Annotated in this window: 12 protein-coding genes; 3 read left to right on the top strand and 9 right to left on the bottom strand. The window is 67.7% G+C overall.

The window, feature by feature from the left end:
• Positions 1-24 precede the first annotated feature (24 nt).
• Together ACFQ2V_RS20305 and ACFQ2V_RS20300 are read right to left on the bottom strand one after the other, a co-directional pair.
• Positions 25-858 (bottom strand): hypothetical protein, encoded by an 834-nt coding sequence (locus tag ACFQ2V_RS20305; RefSeq protein WP_386054759.1) that lies wholly within the window; start codon positions 856-858, stop codon positions 25-27.
• A 616-nt stretch (positions 859-1,474) separates the two neighbouring features.
• Positions 1,475-1,711, bottom strand: a complete 237-nt coding sequence (locus ACFQ2V_RS20300; RefSeq protein ID WP_386054758.1) for a hypothetical protein — start codon at positions 1,709-1,711, stop codon at positions 1,475-1,477.
• Between the two features lie 293 nt (positions 1,712-2,004).
• Here ACFQ2V_RS20300 and ACFQ2V_RS20295 point away from each other — a divergent pair, with 293 nt between their 5' ends.
• The 3 genes from ACFQ2V_RS20295 to ACFQ2V_RS20285 all read left to right on the top strand — a co-directional run bounded on the left by ACFQ2V_RS20295 (position 2,005) and on the right by ACFQ2V_RS20285 (position 3,596).
• Complete coding sequence (locus ACFQ2V_RS20295; RefSeq protein ID WP_386054757.1) at positions 2,005-2,412, top strand: hypothetical protein; 408 nt, start codon at positions 2,005-2,007, stop codon at positions 2,410-2,412.
• Between the two features lie 82 nt (positions 2,413-2,494).
• A complete protein-coding gene (locus ACFQ2V_RS20290; RefSeq protein ID WP_386054756.1) occupies positions 2,495-3,169 on the top strand; it encodes a DUF6766 family protein in 675 nt (224 codons plus the stop codon).
• Between the two features lie 136 nt (positions 3,170-3,305).
• Positions 3,306-3,596 (top strand): hemerythrin domain-containing protein, encoded by a 291-nt coding sequence (locus tag ACFQ2V_RS20285; RefSeq protein WP_386054755.1) that lies wholly within the window; start codon positions 3,306-3,308, stop codon positions 3,594-3,596.
• Between the two features lie 906 nt (positions 3,597-4,502).
• Here the strand turns inward: ACFQ2V_RS20285 and ACFQ2V_RS20280 are convergent.
• The 7 genes from ACFQ2V_RS20280 to ACFQ2V_RS20250 all read right to left on the bottom strand — a co-directional run bounded on the left by ACFQ2V_RS20280 (position 4,503) and on the right by ACFQ2V_RS20250 (position 15,080).
• Positions 4,503-6,122 carry an ANTAR domain-containing protein gene (locus ACFQ2V_RS20280; RefSeq protein ID WP_386054754.1) on the bottom strand — a complete coding sequence of 540 codons (1,620 nt, stop codon included), beginning with the start codon at positions 6,120-6,122 and terminating at the stop codon, positions 4,503-4,505.
• Positions 6,123-6,701: 579 nt separating this feature from the next.
• Positions 6,702-7,439, bottom strand: coding sequence for a GAF and ANTAR domain-containing protein (locus ACFQ2V_RS20275; protein WP_386054753.1), 738 nt, complete (start codon positions 7,437-7,439; stop codon positions 6,702-6,704).
• A 112-nt stretch (positions 7,440-7,551) separates the two neighbouring features.
• A complete protein-coding gene (locus tag ACFQ2V_RS20270) occupies positions 7,552-8,229 on the bottom strand; it encodes a GAF and ANTAR domain-containing protein (RefSeq protein ID WP_386054760.1) in 678 nt (225 codons plus the stop codon).
• 752 nt (positions 8,230-8,981) lie between these two features.
• Positions 8,982-10,175, bottom strand: a complete 1,194-nt coding sequence (locus ACFQ2V_RS20265; protein WP_386054752.1) for an IS256 family transposase — start codon at positions 10,173-10,175, stop codon at positions 8,982-8,984.
• A 948-nt stretch (positions 10,176-11,123) separates the two neighbouring features.
• Positions 11,124-12,107 carry an NADPH:quinone oxidoreductase family protein gene (locus tag ACFQ2V_RS20260; protein ID WP_386054751.1) on the bottom strand — a complete coding sequence of 328 codons (984 nt, stop codon included), beginning with the start codon at positions 12,105-12,107 and terminating at the stop codon, positions 11,124-11,126.
• A gap of 29 nt (positions 12,108-12,136) precedes the next feature.
• Positions 12,137-13,258 carry a CaiB/BaiF CoA transferase family protein gene (locus ACFQ2V_RS20255; RefSeq protein ID WP_386054750.1) on the bottom strand — a complete coding sequence of 374 codons (1,122 nt, stop codon included), beginning with the start codon at positions 13,256-13,258 and terminating at the stop codon, positions 12,137-12,139.
• A gap of 307 nt (positions 13,259-13,565) precedes the next feature.
• The gene (locus ACFQ2V_RS20250) at positions 13,566-15,080 is read right to left on the bottom strand and encodes a 3-hydroxyacyl-CoA dehydrogenase NAD-binding domain-containing protein (RefSeq protein WP_386054749.1); all 1,515 of its coding nucleotides are present in this window, start codon (positions 15,078-15,080) and stop codon (positions 13,566-13,568) included.
• Between the last annotated feature and the right edge of the window lie 15 nt (positions 15,081-15,095).

The following is a 15,095-nucleotide window of genomic DNA, read 5'->3' as shown; positions in this document are numbered from 1 at the left end:
AGAACTACAGGCTGCGCATGCTCCTCATCGCAGGCGGCCTGAACCTATGACCCCACACTCATCTGGGAAGAGCCCCTTTACCCGGAGCGCCTCCTCCGCGGCCGCGGCCTTCTCAGCCGCAGCCGCCGTTGCGATCGACTTGAGGATCGCAGCCCTCTGCGGGTGGTCAGGGCACAGGACCAGGGCGCCCATCTGCTCGTCGACCTGCTCCTTCGTCCAAGGAGTATCCGCGAATGCGGCGGGTGAGTTCTCCGAACAGATCCCCACCAAGACCCCGAGCGAGTCATAGTCAGTCGTGCCAGCGCCGTACGCCCGTTCTAGCGCTGCGACCTCGAAGTTGTTGATAGCCCCGCTGGTCTCGGCCTCGAGCTTCGAGCTCCATGCGTCGCGGAACGCAGTGTAGGACTCTGTCGATCCGTCGTCGTGCGTACATGTGATGTCCGCGGTCCATGTCCAGCTCGATGATGCGTCCTCGGTCGACGAACTACTGGGCACGGCGGTCGGCGTGACAAGAGCGAGGCTGGACTGCTTGCGCGCAACTTCGATGATGGGCGTCACTCCGTCGGCGTCGACCATGCACGCGGCATTGATCTTGGTTTGAAGGTCCTCCACGTCGCCACGCGATGGCGAACCGGGCATCATCCCCTCGACGAGCGTGGCTTGCTCGGGGATGCCGATATCGAAGCGCCACGCTCGGGAGTCGAGGCCCGAAGCGGACGGCGCCCGGGTGGTGGGTGTTGGCGTTAGACTGGTGCCGGCTGAGCTGACGCCGCCAGCGATCGGGACACCCGCTGCTGAGCACGCACTCAGCGCCAGCACCATGCCGACGATAGACATGAGCCAACGCACTGCCTTCATCCCTGTTCTCCAAAGCCTTGCAACCAAAGCACTTTGCGCCGAGCCATCCTCGGCTCTGAGGGCTGTCGGCGCAGCCACTGAATACACGTTCCTAGGAGAAACCCATCTGCTCGCGGCGACGCCCAGTCGGAGCACGGGAAGGTATGAACGATTAGCTCTCGCACCGAGACCTGAGCCATGCCCTTTGTCCGTTGAGCTCCTCCGTGAGCTCAGGCATCGGCCACACCTACTTCGCCGCGTCGCGTTCTCTCGCAGACCCCTGATTCAAGTGGCGTTGCCTGGATCGGGCACGCACGGCTGCATACCTGGACCGCCGACGCTTGTCCCGGAGTGGTCATCGGTGAAGGGTGATGCTTGGGCGCAGCCCGCTCACTCCCACCCCAGTGCGGGCTGCGCCACCCAAGGACCATCCTCGGTCCCGTCGACCGTTGTTCCGTTGGGGTCGTCGGCTCAGGTCTCGCAACCAGGACTTCGTCAGCTCTGGCGCCGATCTCGTGGCGCTGAGCGGCGGCCGGACCGCGAGCCTGTCGCCGTCATTCGTCTCGCCAACGAACCGCGATGACCCTTCGCACAGACGGCGGACGTGCAAGGTCGCCGAACGAGGTGGCCCGAACCGCTACAGCACGAGGACAACCGACACCAACGTAACCGTGGCGAGCACCATCAAGGCCATCGAACTCCCGAACTGGCTCTCGTCGCGAGCTGAATTCGCGGGTTGGTTCCGACTCAGCTCCCCGCCTTTCGCCGGCGAGGCGTCATGTTCTTGGCCTGTCAGGGTGTGTTTCTCGAGCCACTGCATGAACAGCATGAGGGCCAAGCTGACGAGAGGAGCGGCCAGAGTGAGGGCGATCATCGGAAGGTCTCCCTCGCGAGTTGTTGGGGAGCGGCATCTGCCCCCTCGATGTCTGTCGCCCGGTGATGACGTCGACCTACCCCATTTCTGAACCGACAAGCGCGACCTCGTCCGCCGCCCCGCTACGACTTGGGTGCCGCGCCAGCCGCCGAACTGGCCACGGCTGGCCTGGAACACGGACGGAGAGATATCTGTGGCGAGCCTCGTGGTGTTGAGAGTGTGGACCAAGTGGACGGTGTGATCGTGGCGTGCCTACGAAATCTGCGGGCTCGCAAGGCTCTAGGCTCGCGGCCATGAAGAGGATTCGGAGCATCGCGGCAGTCGTGGTGTGCGGCTACTGGGCCTTGGCGGGATGCTCCACCGGTGACTCGCCTGGACCGGCGGGGGCGGGCCAAGCGGCTGAAGCCTTCGCTGCAGCGGTAACTGGTCAGCCTGACGCCGCTTGTGCACTGGTCGCGCCGGGCACGGTCAAGGAGCTTGTGGACTCATCTGGGTCGTGCGCGAAGGGAATCACCGACGCCGACCTGCCGCGAGCGGGCCGGGCGCTGGACGTGGAGGTCTTCGGCCTCGACGCGATCGTGCGTCTCGAGCACGACACGATGTTCTTGGCCTTCTTCGACTCCGGTTGGCGCGTGACGGCAGCTGGCTGCACACCCGAGGCGCGGGAACGGCCCTACTCGTGCGACCTGAAGGGGGCGTGAGCATGCGTGCCGCGTTCGTGGGGATCCTCGTGTTCATCGCCGTCGTGCTGTCAGCGTGCATCACGATCGGGCTGGGCCAGCGGTGAGGAAGGTCCTTCGTGAGCAGGGACTGACCCTGGCCTTCATCGCCTTGCTGCTCGGCGCCCTGGTCGGGCAGGCGCTGACTGGTTTGGCGGTCTACAACCGGCAGGCCGCTGATGCGCACCTGCCCTTGATGACCTTATGGCGTTACGTGACCTCGTCGCAGTTCGCCGTGGACGTGGCCGAGAACTGGCAGTCGGAGTACCTGCAGTTCCTCCTGTTCATCCTGCTCACCGTGTGGCTTGCCCAGAAGGGGTCGCCCGAGTCCAAACCGCTCGACTCGCTGGGCCGGGAGTCCGACAAGGACCAGAAGGTCGGCCACTACGCCCAAGACGACTCGCCGGCCTGGGCCAAAGTCGGTGGATGGCGCCTGCGTTTGTTCTCCCGGTCGCTTGGACTCGTGATGGGCGCGATCTTCTTGCTCTCCTGGCTGGTCCAGTTCATCGCCGGTCGCTCCGCCTACAACGCCGACCAGATCCAGGACCTGAAGGCGCCGCTCGGTTGGGCTGAGTACCTGACGGCTCCGGACTTCTGGAACCGGACCCTGCAGAACTGGCAGTCGGAGTTCCTTGCTGTCGCAAGCATGGTCGTGCTCAGCATCTACCTGCGTGAGCGGGGCTCACCGGAGTCCAAACCCGTCGGGCAGCCGCATGCCTCGACCGGAGTCGAAGGCTGAGCCGTTTGGCTTGGTCGCAGCTGCACGCCCGGACGTTCGCCCAGGTGCAGGTGGGCAAGGGATGGTCGTGCTCCGCCCGAGCCGACACCGATGGTCCGCGACGGGGGTCGGTGTTTCCCTAGTCGAGAGGCCTCCCGTGTCTGGTCTCATCACGCTGATCAAGGACGACCACGCCAAGCTCGAAGCGGTGTTCAAGAAGCTCGAGTCCGCCCAACCCGACCAGATCCCGGACCTCCTGCAACAGGTCACCGAAATGCTTGTGCCGCACTCCAAGGCAGAGGAGGAGGTCATCTACCCGGCCATCAAGTCCACCGCGCCTGACGAGGGGGAAGACGTCGACGACGGGCTCGCGGAACATCACCACGTCGAGGCGACGCTCAAACAGCTGCGCGTGTCCGATCCAGGTGCCCCGGAGTGGATGGCCTGATCGCCGCGATGATCGGCGAGGTGCGCCACCACGTCGAAGAAGAGGAGGAGCAGATCCTCCCGGCCTTCGCCGAGGTGGCCAGCAGCTCAGCGAGCTCGGTGAGCAGTTCACGGCCGCCAAGGACCGTCACCTCGCCGAGCTCCGAGGATGACGAACCGGCAACGAGTCAGGCCGTCCGTGGCGCGTGCTGCGGTAGGCGTCGCGACGGTCGCGCTCACTGCCCTGGTTGTCGCAACCGTTCTGGGCGAGCGGAATCGTGCGAGTCGGGCATCGAGTCCCACGTTGATGGGCCGACTGCTCAACAGGATCGAAGGCGGCGGCGACTCGAGCCAACCGCAGCGACAGGGAATGTGAAGGCGGCAGGCCATTCGCGGCCATGGCGACCCCGAGCCTCCCCGAGCGATCCCGGGCGTCAGGCACCCGTCTGTGGTCATCCATGGCTCCTTCGCATCGAATGCAGCTAAGCCGACTGCGGGGTGCTCTTTGCCTCGCACGAAACAGACGACGATGCGAAAGTCGCGGAGTCCCTGCACAGTTCGTCTAGAACGGCTGCACGTTTCTCTCGTCAACCGCAATTCAGGGCGCGCCAGTGCGAACGCGTAACCGACTGTCCCGGCGGCGCAGCAACGCGAGACCGGAAGGTTAGAGCATGGAGGACGAGTTGGAGCGCGATCCGCGCCGCGACTGCGCCCAATGCAGCGGTCTCGCGGTCTCGAACCCGCACTTGGTTGACGGCGGTAGAGGGCAGCGGTGGTGCCTTCCCGAGATGCTTGGGCCGCCCCGTGCTGTGATGTGCCGCGTCCGCCTCGTGCTGGTCATCGGGGCCAACTCGGATGGCCGCTCCCGCGAGGCGGACCGGGTGCACGGTGCCTATCGCGTGCCCACATCACTACGGGCGCGGTAGCGCTAAAGGCTCCTGACCGCCTCGTCGTCGGCTCTGAGTGCTTGCGCGCTGCCGTTCCTGGGCAGGTGCAGGGCGTCATCAACCTGCTGCGCGCTCAGGTGGCTACGGTGTTCGGAGGCGGTGACGATGACGTCGAGCAGGAGCTCGATCTCCTCGTGCAGCTGGTCATCCTGCAGGGGTGGTCCGGGTACCGACTTCGCGGCGACTGCTGCGGAACTATGCAGGGTGTCGCTGCACGTCAGTCCGGCCGAGGGGCTGGCCGCGTCGGATGGGTGTGATACCTGTGGCGAGGAGTGTGAGGCCGCCTCGTCAGACGCGGCCTGGTGCATGTCTCCGAATGCGGGCTGGGAGGGCTGCGGTGGTTGGGTCGTCACAAGGCCTCTCCTGGGGTCGGGCGAAACGTCGAACCTGAGCTCGCTCTGGGAAGGTTGGGAGGCGAGGCGGCGTCCCTCGATGCAGCCGTCGGCGAGCTCACGTGGCGTGGTCACGAACACAGTGAGCGGGGGAATGGCCCCAGTCAGCAGTACCTCCTCGGCGATGTCGGCCAGCTTGCGGTTGCAGTTCTGGCTGATGGTCACCAGGTGGTCGAAGGCAGCGGTGTAGGTGCACCGGCGGGTGGCCATGCAGATCCCGACCGCGGCCGCGATCGCCCGGTTGCTCGCCAACGCGAGGGTGAGGTGGTGTGCGGTGTCGCTGCTGGTTTTGGCCGCCAGGGCCAGTCCGAGCAGGTCCGCAAGATAGTGACACTCCTCGTCGAGGATGTGCTGGAACGCGCCTACCTGAGGGGAGTAAAGGTTCATCGTGGCCATCGGTGCCGGCACGGAAGACCTACGTTGATGCCTCGGGGCTGCAAGGAAGTTCGGCGAACTCGACGTGCTTCTGACCGGTCCGCCCGGGATAGGCACGATCAGGACGGCGCGCACCTCCGGCCCGGCCCATTCCTCCTGGGTTGCTGCTGGCTCACTCGTCCCGCTGGACGCGAGCTCAGCGAAGCCAGCCCACCGGGGGTCAGCGCGCAGGTCAACGACACGAATGGGACAGCGTGTCCGGGCCGCCTCGTGCCTCGGCCCGTCTCCGGCCAGCTCCTCCAGGGCATCGATCGCCGCAGCAGCAGGATCACTGACCACAAGGGGTTCAGTTCGACAGTCGGCGTCCGCCCGTCGGGGAGGGGTCAGGGTGGCCCACCGGGCTCCGGGGAGGACCTCAGAGAGACGGTTCACGAACGCTTGGATGGCGTCGTGGATCGATGCACTCGTCGGGCCGGGATCCTCGGGAGAGGGCTCGGGATTGGGGTTCGGCGCGACGCTGCTGACGAGCGTGGGCTCGCTCGTGGCCGCCGCGACCGCGCGCGCCAGGTCCCCGGCGGCCTCGAGAAGCGTGCTGCGCCCGCCGAGTGCCCGGGCGCGTGCGTTGCCGCCCGGGTCGGCGTCTAGCCCTCGATTCGACCCGATGGGCTGTGGGCTGGGTGGGGGCAGCCGGCCTGCCGAGCGGGGCTTGAGGTCGATTCCGTGGCGGCCCAACAGGGTCAGAAGGGCGCGTTCCCGAGAGTCGAGCGAATGCGGCAGTGGTGCGGCGTCCCCGTGGCGCATCGCATCCTGGGTGTAGGCCAGCTCGCTGAGCAACGCACGGACCGTGTCGGCCGGATCCTCCCGCGCCGACTCTGGCTCGGCTTCGGCATGGGACTCTGTCCCCGGGGGAGTCTCTCGCTGACACAGCGGGGATACCGCAAGGAACTCGCCAGCGGCCACATCGGCTGGGGCCTCGGGCGCGTGTGGGGCACGTTGGTTGTGCGCGCTGGCGGGGGCGTGGCCCTGGTTAATCATCGGCGCATGGACGGGTTGTCGGTTGCGGGCCATCGGACCTCAGCTCCCTGGGCACTTCTGGACTGATCGATGTGAACAGGTGCCGGGTCTGGGGTACCGATATCAGAGTAACTCTCTAGAAGGCTTCTCCTGCGGTCATTGCATGACTGATTCCGATGGCCGTTCTACAGCCGGTGAGGTGGCTCTCCTCGATCAGGCAGCGGGGCGAGCCCAAGGAGCCGCTCCATAGGCCTGCGCTCAGCCCGCAGAGGGGGTCTCGACGCGTGAGGGCCGTAGTGAGCCCGTGGCGAGAGGGCGCGGGGCGCCAAGTCACGGTAGCTGGCCGCTACCGGTGAGCTTTCGAGCACTGACGTCTTGGGTCTGGTCCGCCAGCGCCGATCATCGTTGTGGTGGCCGGGTGAGGGTGGGGTGCCGGTCGGGGGTGGTGACGACCTCGGCCGCGACGGTGCTCAGCCGGAGCCCCTCGCTCCGGGCATACGAGCGAAGGATCGTGAACGCCGTCTCGACGCTGGTGGCGTGGATCCGCGACAGGATGCCCTTGGCCTGCTCGATGCTGATCCGGCTGACCAGGGCGAACTGCAGCTGTTCGGTCAGGACGTCGCCAGCGTGGATGGATCGCTCCTGGAGTATCCCAATGGTGGCGATGTCCGCGATGGCTTGGATAACGCGCACGTCGGCGGCCTCAAGCGGGTGGGGGTGCGCGCTCAACAGGGTCAGGGCCCCGACGGTGGCGCCTTGGTGGCGCATGGGCAGTGCATGCACGGACCGGTAGCCCATCGCGGCGGCGCGGTCGGCGAACGCCGGCCATCGCGTCTGTGCCTCGGGTTGGGTCAAGTCGGTGTTGACGACCGGCACACCGGTGTGGAAGCAGTCCTGGCAGGGGCCTTCCTCAAGTTGGACGGCCAGCGCTTCGAGCAGGCGTACGGACTCCTCGGAGGCGGCCACGAACTGCAGCTTCCCAACTGGGTCACCCAGCACGATCCCGGCGGCGGTGGCCGCGCTGATCGTGGTGGCCTTCTGGGCCACGAGCTCGAGGAACTCGATGATGTCGAAGTCAGCGACCAAGGTATCGGCGACGGCGACGAACATGTCGGTCAGCTTCTCGATGGCGATCATGAGCGGTCAGCTCCTCTCTGCGGTCGGGGTGGAAGAGGGTGTTCCGCGGGCCTGTGGTGAGACCCGCGCAAGCCTGCTGGCCTGCCCGGGTCGCCCGCCATGAGCGGGCACCTCATGGTGGCTCCACGGGAGGCTTCGGAGGCTCATCACGAGGCAGGTGCAGCGTGCCGTCGATGACGCCTCGGGCGATCTCGGTGATGCTGCGTCCGGTCGCGAACGCACGCCCTCGCAGCCGGGCCATCGCATCCGTGGCGTCGACCTGTAGGTCGACCATGACCATGCCCTGGGCCTGGTAGACCTCCATGCGGTAGGTCAGCGCGTCATCCACGCCCGCCGGGACCTGGCCCCCTGCGGCGTCCGCCTGCCCCTGCAGCAGCAGCCGGAGCGCGACCTCGGCGAAGGTGTATCCAGCAGCCAACGCCTCCCGCGAGAGCGGCCCGGGCCGCTTCCGGTAGATGTCGAGCACTCCCACCCGGGCCGCGCCGACCTGTAGCGGGAAGGCGAACACCGCTCCGACCCCGAGCTCGGCGGCTTGCGGCCCGTACACCGGCCACCGGCTGGACCCGGCCCCAGCGAGGTCGGGCTCAAGCATCGGCCGGCGCGCCGTGTGCGCGTCTAGACACGGGCCCTCGCCCAGCGTGAATTGCAGCTCCTCGAGCCGACGGCTGCCCGGACCGGCAGCTGCGGCCACGCCGGCCGAGCCGTGCCCTTCACCGACCAGACTGATACCCGATCCGGACGCCGGTAGGTGTCGGACCAGAGCGGTACACAGGCGAGTCAATGTGCTCACGAGACCGTCCACTCCCGGCGGGCTTGGTTCCTCAGCGAGCTGCAGCAGTACCCGCGCTACCGCCGGATCCGGACTGGACGCTGTCACGACTACCTCGGTTCTAGGGGTGATAACCACGAAGCCCGGCGCCAAGGTCTGGGGTCGTCCCGCCTGGATCACTTCAACCCTACGCCCCAGCCCTCAAGGCCGAGGCGTAGACCGTCGCCGAGATCAGCGGCGTTGGATCTCGCCTATCGGATGACGGCACTGCCGCGGCCCGAGGGCGGCCCGGTCGGTGCTGCAAACCCAACGCTCACCACCCGTCCGGCACCAAGACGGTAGGGCCGTGATCGACCACCGAGACCTCATGCACGGCCTCACCTGCGTCATGGCGTCGACGAATCCGGCGTCGATCCGACGCCCCCTCAACCCAGGGCACCCGCCGGCTGGCGCCCCTTCCGCGGATCAGCCTCCGAGAGCTGCCTCTCGCCCATCGCACGGGCAGCTCGACCGCGGCACTCCGTGGACAGTTCAAAGGGACAGCGGGTGCAGCTACTGCGCTCAGCGCTAACCGGGGCCGAGTGCGTCCTGATCCACGACGCAAGCTCGCCACTTGACCGGTTAGGGCCTCTAGTTCTGGGACGGCAGCAGCACACCGAATGCCCATCAGCGCCAAGCACCGGCGGGCCCCTTCGGGTTGAAGGTCGAAAGAGTTAATGATCAGACATTTACGCTGAAGTGCAATGGCATGCGTGCTCGCTGACAGGATGGGGCTATGGACACCGCCCGCCTGCCTGAGACTCCCGGAGACTGCGCGGAAAGCGCCCGTGGGGTGGTGGGCTTTGAGGGCTGGTTCCTCGGTGCTCACGGGCCGCTGGTGATGGCGGTGGTGTCAGTATCGCTGGTCTTGTACAGCAGCGCCATGGACGCTTCGGAGAGGAGCGGCGGTCGGCGACTTGCCATTCGTCGTGGGCGTCGGCCAGCACGGCCCCGACGAGGCGGATGACCGCGGGGCCGTTGGGAAAGATCCCGACGACGCGGGCTCGTCTGTTGATCTCGCGGTTGAGCCGTTCGATGGGGTTGTTGGACCAGATCTTGGTCCAGTGCGCCCGGGGGATCGCGGTGAACGCGAGAACTTCGGTCTTCGCCTCGTCCATCAGCGGCCCGATCTTCGGGAACCGGACGGACAGCTCGTCGCGGACGTGGTCCCAGGTGGCGGCGACCGCGTTGGCCTCGGGGTGGGCGAAGATGGTCCGGAACACGGCGGCGACCATGTCCTTGTGGGACTTGGGGACCAGCGCGAGCAGGTTCCTGGCGAAGTGGACCCGGCAGCGCTGGTGGGCGGCGCCGGCGAAGCAGCGGGTGAGGGCCATGACGAGGCCGGCGTGCTGGTCGGAGATGACCAGCTGCACCCCGCCGAGTCCGCGACTCCTCAACGAGGTCAAGAACGCCCGCCAGAACGTCTCGTCCTCGCTGTCGCCGACGTCGAGCCCGAGGATCTCCCGGCCACCGTCCTCGGTGACGCCGGTGGCCACGACGACGGCCTGGGAGACCACCTGCCCACGGGAGGCCTCGCGCAACGTGCAGGTAGGTCGCGTCGAGGAACACGTACGGGAACCGGTGTGTCCCAGCGTCCGAGTGCGGAATGCGGCGACCATCTCGTCCAGGCCCGCGCAGATCCGCGAGACCTCGCTCTTGCTGATCCCGGTGTCACTACCCATCGCCGCGACCAGGTCATCGACCGCCCGGGTGGATACGCCGTTGACGTAGGCCTCCATCACGACCGCGTACAGGGCCTGATCGATCCGCCGGCGTGGGTTGAGGATGCTGGGGAAGAAGCAGCCCTTGCGCAGCTTCGGGATCCGTAGCTGCACATCGCCTGCGGTGGTCGTCAGCGTCCGCGGCCGGGTCCCGTTGCGTTCGGTCCTGCGTTTCTCGGTGCGCTCGTACCGGCCGGCGCCGATCACGCCGGTGGCCTCGGCCTCGATCAGCTCCTGCAGCGCGACCTGGCCGCGTCCTGGATCAGGTTCACCCCCTCCCCGGTGCGGAACGCCTCGAGCAGCTCGGACAGGACAGACTGGGACAAGGCCATCGGTGTGGCTCCTCTTCGACGAGTACCTGGCCGTACAGACCGAAGATCCCGCCGATGGCCCCCTCACGTCCTCACGACATGCCGGGCCTCAAACCCCACCACTCAACGGGACTCACACGATCTCGGGGCGGGGATGCCAGGCGGTCCTGCGGAAGGTCAAGGTACCCATCAGGTACCCGCAGTCTCGAGAGCTGCCGCAAACAATCGGCATACAGCAGCGCCAAAAGCCTTGCAGCACAAAGACATGCGAGGAGATGCCTGGTCCCCGTCGGACTCCTAAAGCGGCTGTCGCAGGTTCGAATCCTGCCGGGGGCACGTCTCGCAATCAGCCGCAACTACCAAGCATCAGCCGGTATCAGTGGGCCACTCCCCCGGCGGTGAGTCATGGCTTCGGGAAAGCGGGACTCATCTGTGGTCAGGGCACAGGGGCCGGACAGCGTTTTGGCAGGTCAGGCGCGGTGGAAGCGGTTCAGGCAGCGTCTTATGAGGAGATCTGTGAGCGCCGCGGGACCTGAGAGGTCCCCGGACAACCACGAGAATGAGGATCGTGGGTTGGGCCTGCGCCACCCGAGGGTTTGAGCCTGCTACCAAGCGCCCGGACGTTACCAGGCAGCAGGGACAGCACATGGCTCGGTGACGCGATGCTTCCGGCGAGCCACTGTGGCGGTCGTCATCAGGGGCATGCGTGTGGGCGTGCGGCGAGGAGGGCGAGCGGCACGGGCGGCGAGGAGGACACGAACAGCTGCCCGTGATGGGCGGAGCCAGCAAGAGATTCTGGCTGGTGAGGGCACGCCGGAAATGGCGGGCTGGCAACCGCCCGCCCTCACCCCCGTCCCGTCGTGAGAACGGCCTTGCCGTGCGCCTTGCCGTCCTTCACGTACTGCAGGGCCTCGGCGGCGTTCTCCAGCGGGAACGTGGTGTCGACGGCGCCGTTGACCATTCCCTGCTCGAACAGCGCGAACATCTCGGCCATCGTGGACCGCATCAGGTCCGGCGTCCGGTCGCGGTAGTCGCTGCTCTGCAGGCCCAGCATTGCGATGTTCTTCACGAGCAGGTGTCCCGGCTTGATGGGCTCTTGTCCACCTGAGGCGAAGCCGACGATCACGATCCGGCCCTCCCAGGCAGTGGCCCGGATGATCTGGGTGAGGAAGGCTCCGCCGAGCATCTCCAGGACGACGTCGACCCCCTTGCCATCGGTGGCTGCGAGCAGGTCGTCGCGCAGCGTCTCCGGCGTGGAGGTGAGCACGACGTCGGCGCCCTGCCCTCTGGCCACCGCAGCCTTGCCTTCGTCCTGGGCAAGCGCGACGACCCGGGCGCCGAGCGCCTTGGCGAGCTGGACACCAGCGGAGCCGACGCCGCCGCCGGCCCCGGTGACGAGCACGGTCTCGCCCTGCTGCAGGCGGCCGCGCCGAACGAGGCCGAAGTACGCCGTGGAGTAGACCAGGCCGAAGGCTGCCGCCTCCTCGTAGCTCATGGGCTCGGGCAGTTCCATGACCAGGTCCGCCGGCACCCGCAGCTGCTCGGCGTAGCCGCCGTATTCGACCAAGGCAAGCACCCGCTGTCCGACGACGAGGCGCTCGACGCCTGCGCCGACGGCGATCACCCGCCCGGCGGCCTCCTTGCCCGGGCTGAAGGGCCGCGGCGGCAGATTCTGGTAGTTGCCCTCGACGACGAGGATGTCCGGGAAGTTGATGCTGACCGCTGCTACGTCGATCACCACCTCCCCGGGCCCGCACTTGAGCTCCGGCACCTCCTCCACGACGAGGCTCGAGGGTGGACCGAACTCCTTGACGAGCGCTGCACGCATGGCGGAAAACTCCTAGTCGTCTCGGGCACTCAGGCCCATGGGGAAGCGTCGCCGAGCCTGGCGAGCGAGGGATACTGACGGGTGCCCGCCCTGCGTCGGAGCGCGGGCGAGATCGGGCTGGGCAGTGCCGGGAAGGACCGGTCGCCGGACGGAGTGGCCACCCGATCCGGGGCGTCGACGTCCACCAGTCCGACGGCCACCGCTTCGTCCCAGGTCGCGACGACAACCGTGCAGACGTCCTCACCGCGCAGGACCGACCGCCAGTGCTCGGAGGTCTCCGCGGCGAAGCGGTCCGCGAGCGCGTCGGTGACTGCCTGCTCCTGACCGGCGTCGTCGTGGAACTTCGGGTCGAGTCCGACGAGTTCGACCAGCCGGTCCCAGAACTTGGGCTCGAGCGCGGCGCAGGCGACATGGCGGTCGTCGGCGGTCCGGTACACCTGGTAGCGGGGGCTACCGCCGGTGAGTAGCTCCGCGCTGGGGCGCGGCCAACCGCCGCCCGCCTGGTAGCTGGCGAAGTACCCGTAGGCGAGTACCTGGAGGTTACCGGCCATCGACACGTGCAGGTGGCTGCCCTTACCGGTGCTGTCCCGCTGGCGCAGCGCGAGCAGGATGTTCACGACGGCTGGGTAGGTCCCGCCCGCGATGTCGGCGAGCACCGAGATCGGCAGGCTCGGGGACCCTGTGCTGTCGGTCACCACGCCAAGCAGGCCCGACTCGGCGAGGTAGTTCAGGTCGTGTCCCGCCCGCTGGGAATGGGGACCGTCCGGGCCGTACCCGGTGATCGAGCAGTAGACGACGTCCGGGTTGACGGCCCGCACCTGCTCATAGCCGAGCCCGAGCCGGTCGGCGACCCCCGGCCGGAACTGCTCCACCACCACGTCCGCCTCGGCAGCGAGGGCGAGGACCCGGTCGCGTTGCGCTGGGTCCTTGAAGTCCACGGCGTAGGCGCGCTTGCCCCGGTTCAGCACCGCGTAGTTCGCGCTCGCCTCGCCGAACCGCGGCTCGTATGAGCGCATCTCGTCGCCTCGCCCCGGGCGCTCGAGCTTCACCACATCAGCCCCGGCGTCGGCGAGCAGCAGCGTGGCTAGCGGGCCGGGCAGGAGAGTCGAGAGGTCGAGCACATTGATCCCGGCCAGGGGCAGCGCGCTCATGCGAGCACCTCCCACAGCCGGAACTTCTCGATCTTGCCGGTAGGTGTCAGGGGGGGCTCCGGACGTTGATCACTCGGTCGAGCTGGCGTAGGTGCCGGTCGAGGCAGGGGCCAAGCAGGTTGCTCACCGAGGGGGCCATTCCCCGGGCAGCGGGGCGAGCAGCGTGGCGCCTGCCACGGCCCCGGAGCTGTCGACGCGCTCGACGCCGAGGTGGCATGGGGCCGTGCGGGTCCAGGGCCGGGTCGCCTCGACGGCTGCCGGCCAGCGGTCCCTCCGCTCGTCCCCAACCTCTCCACAAGCCACGTGGTCACACCAGCGATCCTCCGGTGAGTGCTGCTTGGCGAAGGTAGAGACTGGGCCGATAGCGGGATGATCGGTGTTGTTCGGCAAGCGCATCGATGAGCGCCTCCACGTACCCCGCTCCCCAGCGATCGCCCCACTCCAACAGCCCGAGCGGGTAGTTGGTCCCAAGCCGCATGGCCACATCGACGTCGCCCGCGGAACACAGGCCGATGTGCACCGCCTCCGATGCCTCGTTGACGAGCATGGAGACGACGCGCGCGGTGACGAGGCCCGGAAGGTCCTTGACCCGGATCATCTCGAGCTCGGCTTGAGCGCTCGCCGCGAGCAGGGTCGACTCGAGTGCGGAGGGCACGGCAGAAGTCGTGTAGGCCAGTGCGGAGGCGCTGGCCACGTCGACGGCGCGGTCGACGACGATCACGGGCACACCACCGGCACGGACGGACTCCTCGGCGGCGGTCAGCCCGCGAGTCAGGCGCAAGAGCCCGTCGTCCCCGAAGTCCCAGACACCCGGTCGCGGACCCGGTGCGCCGATGGAGAAGCGCAGGCGGTGGACGAGCGCCGCGACGGAGTCGGCCGGACCCTCACCCGTCAGGGTCCGGTCCAACTCGAGGCGCTGGGCGCTCGACCCCTGCGCGCCAACGTCGCCGTAGTCGTAGAACCCCAGGCCGGTCTTGCGGCCGAACCGACCGGCAGCGACCAACTCGGCTTGGAGGTTCGAGGGCTCGAAGCGCGGGTCGAAGTGGTGGCCCTCCCATACGGTCCGGGTCACGGTGGAGTTGACGTCGTTGCCGACCAGGTCCATCAGCTCGAACGGTCCCATCCGGAAGGCACCGGAGGCGCGCAGCAGCCGGTCGATCGTCTCGACCGGGGCGACTCCCTCCTCGGCCAGCCGCAGGGCCTCGCCGTAGTACGGGCGGGCGACCCGGTTAACGATGAAGCCGGGCGTGGACTTCGCCAGGATCGCCGTCTTTCCCCAGCCCTCAGCCAGCCGGAGAACCTGCTCGACCAGCTCGGGAGCGGTCTGCACACCAGGCACGACCTCGACCAGCTGCATGACCGGGACCGGGTTGAAGAAGTGCATGCCGACCACACGGTGAGGATGCGGGACACCTGCGGCGATTGTGGTGATGGAGAACGAGGAGGTGTTCGTCGCGTAGACGCCGTCACCTCCGAAGAGCTCCTGGGCCTCGGCCAGTAGGTGCTGCTTGACCGCCAGGTTCTCGACGATGGCCTCGATCACCACGGGCGCGTCGAGCCCAGCGCGGGAGTGCTCTGCGGCGACGGCCGCGAGGCCGACGTGCGGCGACAGCCTCGCATGCAGCTCATCCTCGGCCGGACCCTTCCGGATGAGGCGCTTGATGATCTCGTCCTGCGCGCGCTCGAGCTGTGCCTCATTGGTGTCGACCAGATGGGTTCGGTGACCCGCCGCGACGGCGACCTGGGCAATGCCCACGCCCATGGTGCCGGCACCTACGACGACAATGGAACGGCTTTGGCCCACCTGGAACTCCTCGAACAAAATTGACATTGCGAC

The sequence above is a fragment of the Terrabacter terrigena genome (assembly GCF_042676085.1).
Taxonomy (GTDB): domain Bacteria; phylum Actinomycetota; class Actinomycetes; order Actinomycetales; family Dermatophilaceae; genus Terrabacter; species Terrabacter terrigena.
Note: the sequence above shows the minus strand (reverse complement) of the source record. Positions and strands in the feature narration are given on the sequence as shown.